This is a genomic window from Anaerococcus sp. mt242 (assembly GCF_016798225.1).
In the GTDB taxonomy this organism is placed as follows: Bacteria; Bacillota; Clostridia; order Tissierellales; family Peptoniphilaceae; genus Anaerococcus.
Window position 1 is genome coordinate 91041 of sequence record NZ_JAEUYX010000005.1, and the last position, 16547, is coordinate 107587.

The 16547-nt window shown below is 33.0% G+C and carries 13 protein-coding genes; all 13 read left to right on the plus strand.

All coding sequences use genetic code 11. The annotated features are described in order from the left end of the window. The first annotated feature begins 2 nt into the window (after window positions 1-2). The 13 genes from JNO63_RS03990 (at window position 3) to JNO63_RS04050 (ending at window position 16480) form a co-directional block, all read left to right on the plus strand. Window positions 3-2312 (plus strand): hypothetical protein, encoded by a 2310-nt coding sequence (locus tag JNO63_RS03990; protein ID WP_203127200.1) that lies wholly within the window; start codon window positions 3-5, stop codon window positions 2310-2312. 233 nt (window positions 2313-2545) lie between these two features. Next, entirely contained in the window at window positions 2546-2869 is a 324-nt protein-coding gene (locus JNO63_RS03995) for an ATPase V (protein ID WP_203127201.1), read from the plus strand. Continuing rightward, window positions 2856-4790, plus strand: a complete 1935-nt coding sequence (locus JNO63_RS04000) for a V-type ATP synthase subunit I (protein WP_203127202.1) — start codon at window positions 2856-2858, stop codon at window positions 4788-4790. The genes JNO63_RS03995 and JNO63_RS04000 overlap by 14 nt, the downstream gene beginning before the upstream one ends. Then, on the plus strand, window positions 4790-5263 hold the full coding sequence (locus tag JNO63_RS04005) for a V-type ATP synthase subunit K (RefSeq protein WP_203127203.1): 474 nt from the start codon (window positions 4790-4792) through the stop codon (window positions 5261-5263). Before JNO63_RS04000 ends, JNO63_RS04005 begins: the two co-directional genes overlap by 1 nt. A 15-nt stretch (window positions 5264-5278) precedes the next feature. Further along, entirely contained in the window at window positions 5279-5830 is a 552-nt protein-coding gene (locus tag JNO63_RS04010) for a V-type ATP synthase subunit E (RefSeq protein WP_203127204.1), read from the plus strand. A gap of 9 nt (window positions 5831-5839) precedes the next feature. Then, entirely contained in the window at window positions 5840-6901 is a 1062-nt protein-coding gene (locus JNO63_RS04015) for a V-type ATPase subunit (protein ID WP_203127205.1), read from the plus strand. After that, entirely contained in the window at window positions 6894-7205 is a 312-nt protein-coding gene (locus JNO63_RS04020; protein WP_203127206.1) for a V-type ATP synthase subunit F, read from the plus strand. Before JNO63_RS04015 ends, JNO63_RS04020 begins: the two co-directional genes overlap by 8 nt. A gap of 11 nt (window positions 7206-7216) precedes the next feature. After that, complete coding sequence (locus JNO63_RS04025; RefSeq protein ID WP_203127207.1) at window positions 7217-8974, plus strand: V-type ATP synthase subunit A; 1758 nt, start codon at window positions 7217-7219, stop codon at window positions 8972-8974. Next, complete coding sequence (locus tag JNO63_RS04030; RefSeq protein WP_203127208.1) at window positions 8974-10341, plus strand: V-type ATP synthase subunit B; 1368 nt, start codon at window positions 8974-8976, stop codon at window positions 10339-10341. The genes JNO63_RS04025 and JNO63_RS04030 overlap by 1 nt, the downstream gene beginning before the upstream one ends. Window positions 10342-10350: 9 nt before the next feature. Beyond that, window positions 10351-11079, plus strand: a complete 729-nt coding sequence (locus tag JNO63_RS04035) for a V-type ATP synthase subunit D (protein ID WP_203127209.1) — start codon at window positions 10351-10353, stop codon at window positions 11077-11079. 1050 nt (window positions 11080-12129) lie between these two features. Further along, window positions 12130-12753: a hypothetical protein gene (locus JNO63_RS04040; RefSeq protein ID WP_203127210.1), complete on the plus strand. Its 624-nt coding sequence runs from the start codon at window positions 12130-12132 to the stop codon at window positions 12751-12753. Between the two features lie 659 nt (window positions 12754-13412). Continuing rightward, window positions 13413-15017, plus strand: coding sequence for a Na+/H+ antiporter NhaC family protein (locus JNO63_RS04045; RefSeq protein ID WP_203127211.1), 1605 nt, complete (start codon window positions 13413-13415; stop codon window positions 15015-15017). Window positions 15018-15115: 98 nt separating this feature from the next. Beyond that, the gene (locus JNO63_RS04050; RefSeq protein WP_203127212.1) at window positions 15116-16480 is read left to right on the plus strand and encodes a hemolysin family protein; all 1365 of its coding nucleotides are present in this window, start codon (window positions 15116-15118) and stop codon (window positions 16478-16480) included. Window positions 16481-16547 lie beyond the last annotated feature (67 nt).

Consider the following 16547-nt stretch of genomic DNA (forward strand, 5'->3'; position numbering starts at 1 on the left):
TTATGAATAAAAAATTTGTAAAAGTACTTGCAGCAGTAACTGTAAGCTCAGTGCTAGGAGCAAATGTATCATATGCAGCCACAGAACCTGTAAGAAAAAGCGAAACCATTTACGTAACCAAAGAAGATAATAAAATCGTAGATGAAACAGCATCTATATGGCTAAATGGCGATGAAAATATAAAAACAAAAGATAAAACAAACTTAAAAGACATTAAAAATCTAGAAACAGATGAAGCCATTGATGCAAATAATGGATATATAGACTGGAAGACAGAAGAAAAAGACATTTATTACCAAGGAAAAACAAACGGTGAACTACCAATAGATGTGTCTGTAAAATATTTTCTAGATGGTAGGGAAGTAAAAGCAAGTGAACTAGAAGGAAAATCTGGCCACTTAAAAATAGTAGCAGAATCTACAAACAAAAAATCAACATCAGCAAAAATTGATGGCAAAGAAACAAATATTTTCTCCCCATATGCAGTAGCAACAGCAATGATTTTTGATGGAGACAAGGTTTCAAATATCACAAGTGATAGCGGAAAAATCGTAAAAGACGGTAAAAACCAAGTTGTAACTGGACTTTTGACACCAGGATTAAAAGAAAATTTTGCTGATGTTCTTGATGCTGACAAACTTGATAAGTTTAAAGACAAAATCGAAGTAGAGATGGATGTCACTGCCTACAAACAAAGTGAAATTTATACCCTAATTACAAATGAATTTTTCCAAGAAGATACAAATTTAGCTTCCTTAGATGATTTAAATGAAGGTATCGATAAACTAGAAAACAATATGACAAAACTTGTAGATGCATCAGATGAATTAGAAAATGGTGGCAAACAAATTAACGATGGTATCAGCCAATTAAACGCTGGTGCTGGCAAATTATCAGATGGATCAGCAAAAATTTTGGCAAACTTTGAAAAACTTGGCGATGCCTTTGCAGATTTACCAGGCAAAGTTTCAGTAATGAACAAAGCAGTAAATCAATTAAGCGATGGATCAAGCAATCTAAATGCCGGTATTAATAAATACACTTCTGGTGTCAACCAAGTAAATAAAAATATGCCAGCTCTAAATCAAGGCGCAAAACAATTGCAAAATGGTGCAACAGAACTAGATAACGGTATTGCCCAATTAAATCAAGCAACAAGTGAATTAAAAGAAAAAACTGCTATGAGTTCAAAAGCGGGAGATCAAAAATCATCTTCGCTTACAGATTCTCTAGGCCAATTACAAAAAGGACTTGATGACTTTGGCGAAAGCATTACTCCACTTGCAAATAGTGTCGATGAGTTAAATGGAGGTCTTACAAAACTTTCTGATGCATCAGCAAATATGAATGCAAATATAGAAAAGCTAAGTGAAAGTGCAAATGGTATAAATGTCGAAACAAGTCTTGAAAATATTTATGCTCAAGCAAATGCAATAGATAACGTAATTGCAAATTTAGAAGGAAATAACGAAGATGGCACACTAAGTGAGCAAATTGAAAATTTAGCTGCAATTAAAAATGGACTTTATGGCGAAGCTGAAAATCTTAAAGCTAGTGCACAAATTAGTTCAGGAGTAAAAGCAGGACTTAATGAGTTAAACCAAGCATCTGGCGAACTTACTGCAGGCATAAATCAAGCTAATGCTGGTTCAAAAGAAATTTCTACAAAAGTATCAGCTTCAAAAGATGAATTAGCAAAAGCATCAACTAGCCTATCAGCTGGTGTAGAAAAAATTAATAAGGGATTCTCAGAATCAAATCTTGCAAAACTCCAAGAATCAATTGCTATGCTTGATGGAGCAACAAGCAAAATTAAAGCTGGATCAAGCAAACTAAAAGAAGGAGCTATCCAAAATACAGCAGGTGTTGAAAAATTATCAGGCGCTATCAATGAACTTGACCAAAACTCTGCACAGCTAGCTAATGGTTCACAAAAACTTTCAAATGGCTTAGAAGAATTTAAAAATAAATCACAATCACTAAATCAACTATCTAACATCAATGAAACAGCAATCAACCCATTAGCAGATGCACTTAGACAATTAAATACAGGATTAAACGAACTTAATCAATCAACAGGCAAATTAAAAGAAGGAAGCGATAAATATGAAGCTGGCTACCACGAATTTGCCCAAGGATTAAAAGATTATAAATCTCAAGGTATTGATGAACTAACAAATAAAACAGGCGATGTTCAAAAAGTAAGTGATATCCTAGATCAAATGTCAAAACTTGCCAAAGAAAATAATTCAATATCTGGAAGCACAGATGACTTTGAAACAAGATCAAGAATTATAGAAAAAATAAAATAGAAAATTGCATGAGTGGACCTAGAATAATTTATTTTGGGTTCACTTATATTTTTTATAAAAAATTTTTAAATATTTTTCATATTGGGTATTTAAAAAATATGTATGAAAAATACAGGTAACCATTTTCAAATATACTATAAAGTCCAAAGGAAATTTGATAAAAATTTAATTAGTCCTATTTTCTGGGCTTATTTTATGGTATAATTTAATTAATGTTATCTAGGGGGTGAAAAATGGCAGATGATATTTTACTAAAAATCAAAGAGGCTGAAGAAGCTGCTTCAAAAAGTGTCAGTGATGCAAAAATAAAATCACAAGACATTTTATCAGAAGCTAAGTCTAATGCTGAAAGTGAGTATAAGAGAATAATCTCTGATGCAAACCAAAAAGCAAAAGGTCTCATTGATGAAGCAAATCGCAATGCTCAAAGCAGTAAAGAACCTATTTTGCAAAAGGCACGCGAGGCTTCAAATAATATTTTAAACACCGATAACAAAAATGTTAAAACTATTATCGATGCTTTAACAGAAAGGATTGTAAGAGATGGCAATAGTTAAAATGGATAAGTTTAACTTGCTAAGTTTCGACTCTGATAGAGAAAATCTTCTTAACAGCTTACAAAGTTTTAACTATGTACATTTTAACGATTTGGTAAAAGAAAATGATGAAAATTATATAAGTGAAGTACGCGAGACTGAAAGGCTTGCTCATATTGATGAATCACTTAATAAGGTAAATTATGCGATAGATGTCATAAGAGACTACACAAAAGATTTACCAGAAGAACTTGATGAGAAAGTAAGTGACTTATCTTTAGAAGAGGTCAACAGACGTGGATCAAACTTCACTTTTGATTTAATTTATGAGAAATTAAGAGATCTTATAACCAAACGTGAAAAACTTGTACAAAGTAGAGATGGACTAAACCAAAAACAAAGCGACTTATCTCCATGGCAAGATATAGATGTCAACATGGATCAGCTTTATAGGTCTGATAGGTTTTTTATGGAAACTGGAACTATCTCAAGCAGATTCTATGAAGATTTGCAAAAGGCTCTAGTAGAAAGAAATCTAGATGGCACTTTGGTTTATAAGCTAAGCGAAAGAGATGGCAATTATTATGTTGTAGCCCTTTCAACCAACAAAGAAGCGGAAAATTTCTCTGAGATACTTAGAGAATTTGGATTTAGCAGAGTAAAAATTGCTGCAGATAGTGAGGTTAATAATTACTTAACAGACCTTAGTGGGCAAGAAGATCAGATAAATAAGGAAATTCAAGCAGTAGACAATGAAATAATTGACTTTAAAAAATATTTGGAAGACTTATATATCTATCAAGCCTATATCATCAACTGCAGGAAAAAAGAAGCTTCAAGTGAGAACTTCCTAAAAACTCGTCAAATGAATATCGTAGAAGGCTATGTGCCAAGCGATAAAAGTGAAGAATTTAAGGCAGATTTAAATCAAATATTGGGAGATAAATACATACTTGATGTAATACCAGCCCAAAAAGATGACCCAAATGTGCCAATTATTCTAAAAAACAACAAATTAGTTGAACCTTACGAAAATGTTGTTGAAACTTATGCGCTACCAAAATATAGCGAACTAGATCCAACCAGTATTGTTGCTCCATTTTATACAATCTTTACAGGATTTATGATTGGGGACTTAGGTTATGGACTTCTTGGAGTTATTGCAATATTACTTGCCCTAAAACTAAAAGATTTCCCTAAAGATACTCAAAAAACTCTAAAACTTTTCCTAAGAATTTCCATATCAGCATGTGTATTTGGATTTATCTTTGGATCAGTATTTGGAGGTATAATCGATGTGCCATTTGGCTGGATTGATACAACTACTGATATCAATGAGCTTATTGTAATGAGTCTGGTAATCGGTGGTGTTAGCTTATTCTTTGCTCTTGGAGTAAAAGGATATATGGCAATCCGTGATGGTCGCTTTGATGGAGTAATCTTTGATGTACTTAGCTGGTATATGGCAGTAGGTGGAGCAATTGCTCTAGTCCTTACAAAAAATCCAATTGCAAAATACATCATGATTGCTGGAATGATAATGATTGTATTATTTGCAGGACGTGCTATAAAATCATGGCCTGGTAGACTTGCAAGTGGTGCTTATGAATTATATGGAATCACATCTTGGATTGGAGATTTCGTATCATTCTTAAGACTTATGGCCCTTGTACTTTCAGGTGGATTCGTAGCTTATTCTGTAAACTTAATTGTAAAAATGATGGCAGGCAGTGGCATAGGCGGACTAATAGGTGGCATAATCATATTTGTAGTTTTCCAATTATTTAATATGTTCTTATCCTACCTATCAGCATATGTGCACTCACTAAGGTTAATTTATGTAGAAATGTTTAACAAATTCTACGAAGGTGGCGGTATCAAATTCCGCGAAATGACAGAAGATACTAATAATATAAATATCATTAGAAGAGGAGAAAAATAATGAGCGATTTTTTTATTGAAAACGGTGGAACAGTTTTAGCAGTTTTAGCAGCAGCAATAGCAACACTACTATCAGGTATTGGTTCAGCTAAGGGTGTAGGTATGGCAGGTGAAGCAACAGCAGCACTAACAGTAGATCAACCAGAAAAATTTGGTAAATCACTTATCCTACAACTACTTCCAGGTACACAAGGACTTTACGGATTCGTAATCGGATTCTTTATCCTACAACAAATTACAGGTGGAGATCAAATCACATTTGAAAAAGGACTTTACCTACTAATGGCAGCTCTTCCAGTAGCAATCGTTGGTTATGCTTCAGCACAAAGACAAGCTAGAGTAGCTATTGCAGGTGTAAACATCCTTGCTAAAAACGAAGATGAATTCGTTAAAGGTGTTGTTTACTCAGTAATGGTTGAGTTATACGCAATCTTAGGCTTTGTAATCTCTCTACTACTAGTACTAAACGCATAATATTAGGAAAAGATTATGAATAATCTTGAAGTAATATTAGAATCAATAATTAGCGAAGGAAATACTGAAAGTCAAAATATAATAAACGATGCTACAGATAAAGCCAACAGAATAGTTAGCGAGAAAAAAACTGAAGCAGAAAAAAAGGCACAAGAAATAATTGAAAGTGCAAAAAAAGAAGCCGCAACAATCGAAAAAAACGAAGCGGTATCAACAGAAAGACAATCACGTGATATAGAAATCAATGCAAAAAATAAAGTAATCGATGGAGTAGTAGAAAAACTTCTAGAAAACTTAAAAAATCTAGACGAAAACTCATACAAAGCCTACATTGAAAACACTTTAAATAAATCAAATATCACAAACGGCGAGATTTTACTAGCAGAAAACTTCAAAAATACTATTAAGGACAATGAATTTAATGGTATAAAAGTAGCTGATGAAACAGTAGAAGATGGTTTTGTAGTAAGATCAGGCAAAATCGAATACGACAACAGATTTTCTTCAATATTAAAATACAACATTGATGATATAAGAAAAGAAATTTCAGATGAAATCTTTAAATAAGGAGGGCTTATGAATAGAGATAACTATATAGGTGGATCTATCTCAACTAGAATACGCGAAAATAACCTCCTTACTAGCAATGACCTAGAAAGATTAAATGATTATAATTCAGTAGAAGATGTGCTAAACGCTTTAAGTGACTCATCATATAGGGATGCTATTCAAAATCTAAATCGTCCTGAAGAATACGAAAAAATATTAGATGAGGAACTTAAAAATTCCTATGATCTTATAGAAAATACAGCAGGTGATGACAATATTCTTCAATACTTTAGAGAAAGATATAATTTTCACAATCTAAAAGTATTAGTAAGAGAAATTGCCCAAGACGAATCTTATGCAAATTTGTATAACGACATAGGAAATATAGACCTAGCTTACATCAAAAGACACTTATCAAACGATAATATCGAAGTTGGATTTTTAGAAGGCCTAGAAATCGAAGGCTATGAACCATTTAACAAGTCAGTAAATGAAAATGACACTTATGTTGAATATGGCAAAAAAGCCCTTGCAAAATTTAGAGAAACTAACAATCCAAAAGACATAGATATCACTCTTGATAAGGCATATTACGAAAAACTTTTAATAGATGCTAAGGAAATAGATCTAGAAGAGCTTACAAAATATACAAAAGAACGTATTGACCTAATCAATATCAAAACTCTTCTGCGTATCAAAGCTCAAGGAAATGAAGCAAGTGATTTATCTGAGGCACTAATCGATGGCGGATATATTGAACCAGAAAGATTAGTAGAACTTGCCCCAGCAGATATAAATCACATTGTGGTTAAGCTTTCCAATGAAAATATCAACAAGTATATAGTAAGGGCTTTGGATGATGAAAAAACTCTTGACCAAAACCTACTAGACCTTGAAAAAGCAATTGATGATCACCAAATGGATTATTCAAGACTTGCAAAATCTATGACCTATGGCCCTGAAGTTTTGATGAATTATATAATCTCCAAAGAAGCTGAGATTAAAAACCTAAGGATCATTCTAGTATCAAAACTAAATTCATTACCAAAAGAATTTACATTAGAAAGGTTGCGTGAAACTTATGCATAGAGTAGCAGTAATCGGAGATAAGGACAGTGTTCTTGCCTTTAAGGCACTCGGTGTAGAAGTATATACAGTTATAGATGGTGAAGAAGCAGCAAATACTATAAATAGCCTTGCCAAAGAAGAAGTTGGCGTAATATTTATAACAGAAAAATTTGCAAAAGAAATCCCATCTACAATTGATAAATATAGAGACCAAATGACTCCAGCTATCATTTTAATCCCTGGAAATAAGGGATCAATGGGCATAGGCCTTGCTGACATTAACAAATCAGTAGAAAAGGCTGTTGGAGCCAATATTCTAAATTAAAGGAGCTTAATTTGAAACAAGGTAAAATTACTAAAGTATCAGGGCCATTGATAGAAGCTAGCGGATTATCTGATGCTAACATCTATGACGTGGTTGAGGTATCAAAAGATAAGCTCATCGGCGAAATAATTGAGATGAGAGGAGATGTTGCAAGTATTCAGGTTTATGAAGAAACAACAGGTATCGGACCTGGAGACCCAGTAGTTTCTACAGGACATCCCCTATCAGTTGAACTTGGACCTGGTATGCTTCGTCACATGTATGACGGTATCCAAAGACCTCTAGAAAAACTTGAAGACCTTGCAGGATCATTTTTAACTAGAGGAGTTACAGCACCACCACTAAATCGTGAAACAAAATGGGAATTTGTTCCAACAAAAAATGCAGGCGATGAAGTAGTGGCAGGTGATGTTATTGGTACAGTTGAAGAAACAAATGTACTTACACACAAAATCATGGTACCATACGGAATCAGCGGTAGACTTAAAGATATAAAATCTGGAGAATTTACAGTAGATAGCACAATTGCTGTTATTGAAACTGAAAATGGCGATAAAGAAGTCAATATGATTCAAAAATGGCCAGTAAGACAAGCACGTCCATCAAGAAGAAAACTTGATCCAAACGAACCACTTGTTACAGGCCAAAGAGTTATCGATACATTCTTCCCAGTTGCAAAAGGTGGTACATCTGCAATCCCTGGACCATTTGGATCTGGTAAAACAGTAGTACAACACCAAATTGCAAAATTTGCCGATGCAGACATGGTAGTTTATGTAGGTTGTGGTGAACGTGGTAACGAAATGACTGACGTACTTAACGAATTCCCAGAACTGATCGACCCAAAAACAGGCGAATCAATAATGGAGAGAACAATCCTTATTGCAAATACATCCAACATGCCAGTAGCAGCTCGTGAGGCAAGTATCTATACAGGAATTACTCTTGGAGAATACTTCCGCGATATGGGCTATAACGTAGCTATGATGGCTGACTCAACAAGCCGTTGGGCAGAGGCCCTTCGTGAAATGTCTGGTCGTCTAGAAGAGATGCCAGGGGATGAAGGTTTCCCAGCATATCTTGCATCTAGAATCGCAGATTTCTACGAAAGAAGTGGTAAAGTTGAAGTTTTAGGAAATAGAGATGAAATAGGATCACTTACAGTAATCGGTGCTGTATCTCCTCCAGGTGGGGACCTTTCAGAACCAGTTACCCAAGCTACATTACGTATAGTAAAAGTATTCTGGGGACTAGATTACGATTTATCTTACCAACGTCACTTCCCAGCTATCAACTGGTTAAACTCATATTCTCTATACCAAGACAAAATGGATAGATATATTGATAATAACTTTGATGAAAGTTTCTCAACTATGAGAAAACGTGCCATGAGTCTATTACAACAAGAATCTTCACTAGTAGAAGTTGTAAGACTAGTTGGTCGTGATGCCCTAAGTGATGATGATAAATTAAAACTAAATGTAACAAAATCTATCAGAGAAGACTACTTACAACAAAACGCCTTCCATGATGTAGATACTTATTGTTCACTTAAAAAACAAAACATCATGCTTGATTTAATACTTCATAATTACGATAGATCACTAGAAGCTTTATCAAATGGTGTTGAGCTTGAAAAACTAGAAAATCTTCCAGTTCACGAAAAAATTACAAGAGCAAAATTCGTTCACGAAGATGAAATAGGCAAACTAACAGACATCAAAAATGAAATTGACCAAGAAATTGGACAATTAACAAGGGAGGCATAATGTTAAAAGAATATAAAACAGTAACCGAAGTTGTTGGGCCTCTAATGCTTGTTGAAGGTGTTGAAGGTGTAAGCTTCGATGAACTAGTAGATATAGAAATGCAAACTGGCGAACGCCGCCGTGGTCGTGTTATAGAAATCGAAGAAGGCCGCGCTATGGTCCAACTTTTCGAGGGATCAACAGGTATTAACCTTGAATCTACTTCTGTAAGATTTTTAGGCCGTCCACTAGAACTTGGCGTTTCTGAAGATATGGTTGGTCGTGCATTTAACGGTCTTGGCGAACCAATCGATGATGGCCCAGCTATCATTCCAGAAGAAAAACGTGATGTAAACGGAACTGCTATTAACCCAGTAAGCCGTGACTACCCATCAGAATTTATCCAAACAGGTATTTCTACAATTGACGGACTAAATACCCTTGTACGTGGACAAAAGCTTCCTATTTTCTCAGGAAACGGACTTCCACACAATCAAGTAGCAGCACAAATTGCCCGTCAAGCTCGTGTATTAAACGATGATGAAGGATTTGCGGTAGTATTTGCAGCTATCGGTATTACCTTTGAAGAAGCACAATTTTTCCTAGAAGACTTTAGAAAAACTGGGGCCCTCGACCGTTCAGTATTATTTATGAACCTTGCAGATGACCCAGCTATCGAACGTCTATCTACACCAAAAATGGCTTTAACTTGTGCAGAATACCTAGCATATGAAAAAGACATGCAAGTACTAGTAATCATGACAGATATGACCAACTACGCAGAAGCGTTACGTGAAGTATCAGCTGCTCGTAAGGAAGTACCAGGTCGTCGTGGTTACCCAGGATATCTATATACAGACCTTTCTACAATTTATGAAAGAGCTGGTAAACTTCGTGGCAAACCAGGAACTATTACACAAATTCCTATCCTTTCAATGCCAGAAGATGATATTACTCACCCAATCCCAGACCTTACAGGATATATCACAGAAGGACAAATTATCCTAAACCGTGAATTATATAACCAAGGTGTAGAACCACCAGTTTCAATATTACCATCTCTTTCTCGTCTAAAAGATAAGGGTATAGGTAAGGGCAAAACTCGTGAAGACCATGCTGGTACTATGAACCAAATTTATGCAGCATACGCATCAGGGGTTGATGCTCGTGAGCTACAAAAAATCTTAGGGGATTCAGCACTTTCAGATGCAGACCTTGCTTTTGCTGAATTTGCTAAACAATTTGAAGAAAAATATATCAACCAAGGATATTACACAAATAGAACTATCGAGGAAACTTTAAATCTAGGTTGGGAATTATTAAAACTAATTCCAAAATCAGAACTTAAGAGAATTGATGATAACCTTATTGAAAAATATATGGGTTAGGTGATAAAGATGGCAAGACTAAAAGTAACGCCAACTAGGATGAATCTTAACACCTTAAAAGAAAGGCTTGGCACAAGCAAACGTGGTTATAAATTATTAAAAGATAAGCAAGATGAGCTTATGCGTCAATTTATGATTTTAATCCGTGAAAATAAAACTTTAAGAGAAGAAGTAGAAAAAGAACTTTCTGATTCTTTTTCTGATTTTCTTATTGCAAGTGCCTTTATGAGCCCAGAGTCAATGGAAGCAGCAGTTAGCTTTCCTACTCAAAAAGTTGGTGTTGATATAGGTGTTAAAAATGTCATGAGTGTTAGAATTCCACAAATGGAATTTAAGGTAGATCAAAATGAGGATGCAAGCATGTATTCTTATGGTTATGCAGAAACATCAGCAGGCCTTGACCAAGCAATCGCAGGGCTAAATGATGTTATGGAAAAACTTTTAAAACTTGCAGAGCTAGAAAAAACTACCCAGCTAATGGCAGATGAAATTGAATCTACACGTAGACGTGTAAATGCTCTAGAATACCGTACTATTCCAGACTTGGAAGAAACAATTAAGTATATTAGAGCAAAACTAGAAGAAAACGAAAGAGCAACTATCGCAAGACTGATGAAAGTAAAAGATATTATCTCAGATCCTGATGTTACAGATACTTTAGATGAACCAGGATTTAGAGAAGGTCAAGATCCAATTGGTCCAAAAGGCGATAGCAGGCCCACTCTATCTAAGGAGTAATAAGCCTATATAGTATAAAAAATGTAATTACGGTAGCCATTTTAAAAGTATCAATACTATCGTAGTTGCTATATAAACTGGACTTATTTCCCTTAATACAAAATTCAAAATTAATGAGAGGTTGTTGCAAATCAATGGATTTCTATCCTTCCATCATTGGGGTGCCTAATGATATTGGAATGATTTATCTATTTTGCAACAGCCTCTTTTTGTCTATACAATTTCACTCTAATAATTTAAATAGAATCACTATTTTAAATACTACAAGTAAAAATTTCTTCTAACATATAAGAAAAAATATAATTATTATAAATTCTAAATAAAAATTGAAAAAAAGATAGTCAAGTCCATAATCTTGTGTAAATATATCTAGTAAAATATTCACCATACAATTCATTTATATCAATAAATCTTGAACTCAATCAGATAATAGGTTTTAATCATTCGTATGACTGAATCATAATTATAAGATATCTCGTATCTTTTACTTTTTCATTTAATTTTTCCAAAAAGCTTAAATAATTACATAGAGAAATTACAGTCAAGAGTTCCAAGTACTTTTAGGGTTAGAGTACCTATTTCATGGTGTAGTCACATTGATAGTATCCGTTGTTTCTTTAATAACGTTTGTATAGTTTTATTATCTAAATATTATTTTTCCATAAGTTCATTAAATTCTTTAATTAAAATAGATTTAGCAACTTTATTGACTACTGATTCGTTAATTAAATTTTGTACTTTGTCATCAATTGCAAACTATATTATATTATTCGATTCCTCTTAGTTTCGTTTGCTCATTAAAACATTGTATTAGTTAAGTTTTCAAATAACCTTTTTAATTTTATAGAATTACACATATACTATCAATTTTTTATAAACTAGATGTTTTAAAAAAAATTTTGTGGGTACATTGTATAATAATTGTATAATACAAGAGTACTTTTGAATGTTGGAAATTATGTGTTAATATATTAACCTTATAGTTTGTCAATTTTGTGTAATGGAATATAAAAAATCAAATAAAAATTTATAAAAGAAAAGGAGATTAATATGAATAAGACTTCAAAGAAGATAATATCAATGTTTTTAACACTCGCATTATGCTTGCCAATTTTTTCGAACGTAGCTTATGCATCTGAATCTAAAGAGGTCAAAAATGAAGTTGTATTACATAAAGAAACTTACTTATCAGAATTAACAAATGAGAGTGATTTTTTAAATAATAAAATTAAAGAGTTGGAGAAAAATGATTTTATTATAGATCCGAATGTAAGATCAATAAAAGATTTAGATTTCATTTATTATCATAATAAAGATGAATCTACTACAGGATTAATTCAAGTAAATAAAAATCTTAATTCTGAGATTAGAGTGCATTCAATAAATAATAATCCAGAAACTATAGAATTTATTAAAGAAAACGGTTCTAAAATGATTGTAGGCAAAGATAATAACGGTGAATTTAATAAAATTTTATATGTATCTCCAAATATCAGTACTTATAAAACTGATGCCGCCTCTTGGTGTCCTTATGTAGTTGGTTTAGTAGGACATAGTATAGGTAGTTTATACGCGGCAATTGCCGGAATGGTAGGCGGTCCTCTTGCAGCCTTTATAGTAGGTGGTGTAAATACTGTAGGCTGGACTTGGGTAAGTGAACAGTGTGGTAAATAATTATGAAAAAGCCAAAAAATGTATCAATATCACAACTTTATATTTACAACTTAATATTATTTATTTGTTATGTTATCTCAATAAATTTACTACAGGCCTCTTTAAATATTTGGTATATTCTTGCGATATCGTTGGGAATATCTGCTATTGAGACTATAATCTTTTATAAAAAGAGTAATAATAGCTTTAAACCAATAACATATGAAGATGGCTTGGAAACTGTTATCTTATCTGTAGGTATAACTTTAGTATTAGGTGGTATTATTTTGTTCATTCTTTATATAATAAAATAACATTACAAAACTAATCTATACTTTCAAAAGTCAAGTCCATAATATTGTGCTAGTTATTTTTACACAATATTATGGACTTGACTCTTTCTCTCTGTAGTAATAAATAATTTATAATAAAGGTCATAAATGTAATTATTTTACATTATTTATAACGAAGAGACTTAAATCTCTTAGCTATTAGATCAATATAACCAATAAATATTTTAAGATTTTTTGCTTTTATATATCTTAAGCTTCTGTTGGTGAATAAAAGGATTTTCATATATGAAAAAAATAAGTATAATGTAAGACATACGTCAAAATATTTGAGTTTAATTATATAAAGTACAGACTTATAAATATTTAAAACTCATAGAGAGGTTTTTTATGGATACCAAAAAGTTAAAACCAGCCCTGGCAATTGCCTTGTTGTCTCTAGGGCTTGCTATATATATTGCAATTACTGGAAAAGCTACTGAGGCGAGTGTTTGGTCACTTTTTCCACCTTTAGTAGCTATTTTTGTGGCATTATTTACAAAAGAAGTTTTTTCATCTTTATTTTTAGGAATTGTTACTGGTGCTATTTTATCATCAGGAGGATCACTGGGAGTTTTTCTAAATAATTTAGTAGAAGAAGGATTTATTTCTTCTATTTCAGCAAGTTCAGGAATTTTTATATTTTTAGTAGTTCTTGGAATAATTGTTGTACTTATAAATTATTCAGGCGGATCCAAAGCCTTTGGAGATTGGGCTAATTCAAGAATAAAAACTAGAAAAGGATCACAACTTGCTACATTTTGCTTGTGTATAATGCTATTTATTGATGATTATTTTAATTGTTTAACAAGTGGATCTGTTATGAAATCTATAACTGATTCCCACAAAGTATCAAGAGCGAAACTTGCTTACATAATAGATGCAACTGCTGCTCCTGTTTGCATGATAGCACCTATATCTTCATGGGCAGCTGCTGTTTCAGGATATGCCGAAAGTAGCCATATGTCAGGCATAGAGTTATTTGTAAGAGCCATTCCCTTTAATTTTTATTCTCTTTTGACTTTGGTTTTTGTAATAAATATTATAGCCTTTGATAATGATTTTGGGCCAATGAAAAAATATGAGCAAAGGGCTATGAATGAGGGATATCTAGGTATTAGGAAAGATGCTTCTACTTATGATTCAGATCAAAATTCAAATGGGTCTGTAATTGACTTGGTTTTTCCTGTATTGGTTTTGATTATCTCTTGTGTTACTAGCTTAATTAATGTAGGCGGATTTTTTGATTTACAAAGTCCTTTTTATCACGATTTTGTAAATGCTTTTGCCAACACCGATTCATCAATAGCTCTTGCCATGGGATCTATTATTGCGTTAATAATCACTATAATATTTTTTGTAGCAAAAAAGGCCTTAACATTTGAAAAATCGATGGATGCTATTTCTGAAGGATTTTCTTCAATGGTAGCAGCTATTTTGATTTTGACAATGGCTACCAGCCTAAAAAATATATCAAACGACCTATTGGGATCGACACAATATGTAGGTGGACTTATGGAAAATGTAGCAGGAAGTTTAAATTCATTTTTACCAGTTGTAATTTTTATAGTTGCAATATTTCTTGCCTTTGCTACAGGAACAAGCTGGGGAACTTTTGGAATTTTGATACCAATTGTAGTATCTATGTTTGAACCGACAGATCCATTATTTTTTATAGGCATATCAGCTACTCTTTCAGGAGCAGTTTGTGGAGATCATCTATCTCCAATATCTGATACAACTATAATGTCATCTACAGGGGCAGGGTGCATTCATATTGACCATGTTAAAACTCAATTACCATATGGTATGAGTGTTGCAGCTATATCTGCACTAGCATATGTCATAGCAGGATTTACTCATTCCGCAATTATTTCTTTAACTTTTGGGGTGATAGTAATTTTTGTTTTGATGTATGTATTAAAATTAAAAAATAAAAAAGAGTTCAGCTCATAATGGGAGTTGAACTCTTTTTTTGTACATAATTGCTTTGACAATAGCTAAAATAATGTATATAGTCATTCTTAGATAAAGAAAGAACGGAGAGAATATAAATGGACCAAGGCCCCTATTTTAGTGTACAAAATGTAATTACAACAGCAATATTAATAATCCTAAATGCTGTCTTAATTGCAATTCATACTGGACTTATTTCCCTCAATATTGAAAAGCTTAAGGAATTAGAAGAAGAGGGAGACAGTAAAGCTAAATCACTTTTAAAAATAATAAGCGATCAGGATAGGCTAAATCAATCCTTTGAAATGATAGACTTATTTTTGACCTTGCTAATAGTTACTTTTTTTGTAAGACGTATAAGAATTGCGGTAAGTGATGCCACAATATTTGGTCAAAACTTTAGCACAAACACATATATATTTCTATCACTCATATTATTTGTCATAATAAAAATAATTTTTATAGACAAAATTCCAAAAAGAATTGGAGTTAGAAATCCAATGGACCTTGCAATGAATACGATATTTGTATCACGTATTATCCTTGCTATAACTAATCCATTTGTAAAATTCACACGATTTGTAACAAATTTATTTATGAAAATCTTTGGCATAGAAGCCAAGGGCATCGAAAAAGCAGTTACCAGTGAGCAAATCAAATCTATAGTTCAAGTTGGAGAAGATCAAGGAATCATTCGCCCTATGGAATCAAAAATGATCCACTCTATTATGGGATTTGATGACTTGATTGCTGAAGAAATAATGACAGCGAGAACTGATGTTTTTATGATAGACATAAATGATGAAGATAGGACTTGGTTAGATGAATTTACAAAGATAAAACACTCCCGTATCCCAGTTTATGAAGACGAAGTGGATAATATATTAGGTATTCTTTATACCAAAGACTATCTACTAGAAGCAACTAGGGTTGGGATAAAAAATGTCCATATCAAAAGTCTGATAAAGCCTGCTTACTACGCACCTGATAAGATTGAAACTGACAAATTATTTGCAGATATGCAGATAAAACACATTCATATGGCAGTTTTAATCGACGAATATGGTGGATTTGCAGGGGTAGTAACAATCGATGACCTCCTAGAAGAAATCGTAGGAGATTTAGATGAGGGAGCAAACTTATACAGCGAATTTAGAGAAAATCGCAAGGGAGTTTATGTTGTAAAAGCTTCGATGAATATCAAAGACCTAAACGAAAAAATCCCTATTGAAATAGATGAGGATAACGAAAATTTTGATTCGCTGGGTGGATTTATAATAGATAAACTAGGCTACATCCCAGAAGAAGGAGCAAACGAAACAATAATCTATAACGGCTACGAAATAAAAATCCTCTACATCGAGGATAACAGGATAAAGGCATGCAGGATTAGAAAACTAAAAGATCAAGTAAATGCCAATGACAATGAAGTAATAATTGGCGAAGATTCTGATGAAAATTAAAATCACTCGATGTAAGGTGACCCCAAAAAGTTGGACTTAACATCAGGCATAGATTTATATCTGTGTC

What these genes read in the sequence shown, in the direction of transcription:
- JNO63_RS03990 (WP_203127200.1), top strand. Translation starts at nt 3, where the DNA reads ATGAATAAAAAATTTGTAAAAGTACTTGCAGCAGTAACTGTAAGCTCA.
- JNO63_RS03995 (WP_203127201.1), top strand. Translation starts at nt 2,546, where the DNA reads ATGGCAGATGATATTTTACTAAAAATCAAAGAGGCTGAAGAAGCTGCT.
- JNO63_RS04000 (WP_203127202.1), top strand. Translation starts at nt 2,856, where the DNA reads ATGGCAATAGTTAAAATGGATAAGTTTAACTTGCTAAGTTTCGACTCT.
- JNO63_RS04005 (WP_203127203.1), top strand. Translation starts at nt 4,790, where the DNA reads ATGAGCGATTTTTTTATTGAAAACGGTGGAACAGTTTTAGCAGTTTTA.
- JNO63_RS04010 (WP_203127204.1), top strand. Translation starts at nt 5,279, where the DNA reads ATGAATAATCTTGAAGTAATATTAGAATCAATAATTAGCGAAGGAAAT.
- JNO63_RS04015 (WP_203127205.1), top strand. Translation starts at nt 5,840, where the DNA reads ATGAATAGAGATAACTATATAGGTGGATCTATCTCAACTAGAATACGC.
- JNO63_RS04020 (WP_203127206.1), top strand. Translation starts at nt 6,894, where the DNA reads ATGCATAGAGTAGCAGTAATCGGAGATAAGGACAGTGTTCTTGCCTTT.
- JNO63_RS04030 (WP_203127208.1), top strand. Translation starts at nt 8,974, where the DNA reads ATGTTAAAAGAATATAAAACAGTAACCGAAGTTGTTGGGCCTCTAATG.
- JNO63_RS04035 (WP_203127209.1), top strand. Translation starts at nt 10,351, where the DNA reads ATGGCAAGACTAAAAGTAACGCCAACTAGGATGAATCTTAACACCTTA.
- JNO63_RS04040 (WP_203127210.1), top strand. Translation starts at nt 12,130, where the DNA reads ATGAATAAGACTTCAAAGAAGATAATATCAATGTTTTTAACACTCGCA.
- JNO63_RS04045 (WP_203127211.1), top strand. Translation starts at nt 13,413, where the DNA reads ATGGATACCAAAAAGTTAAAACCAGCCCTGGCAATTGCCTTGTTGTCT.
- JNO63_RS04050 (WP_203127212.1), top strand. Translation starts at nt 15,116, where the DNA reads ATGGACCAAGGCCCCTATTTTAGTGTACAAAATGTAATTACAACAGCA.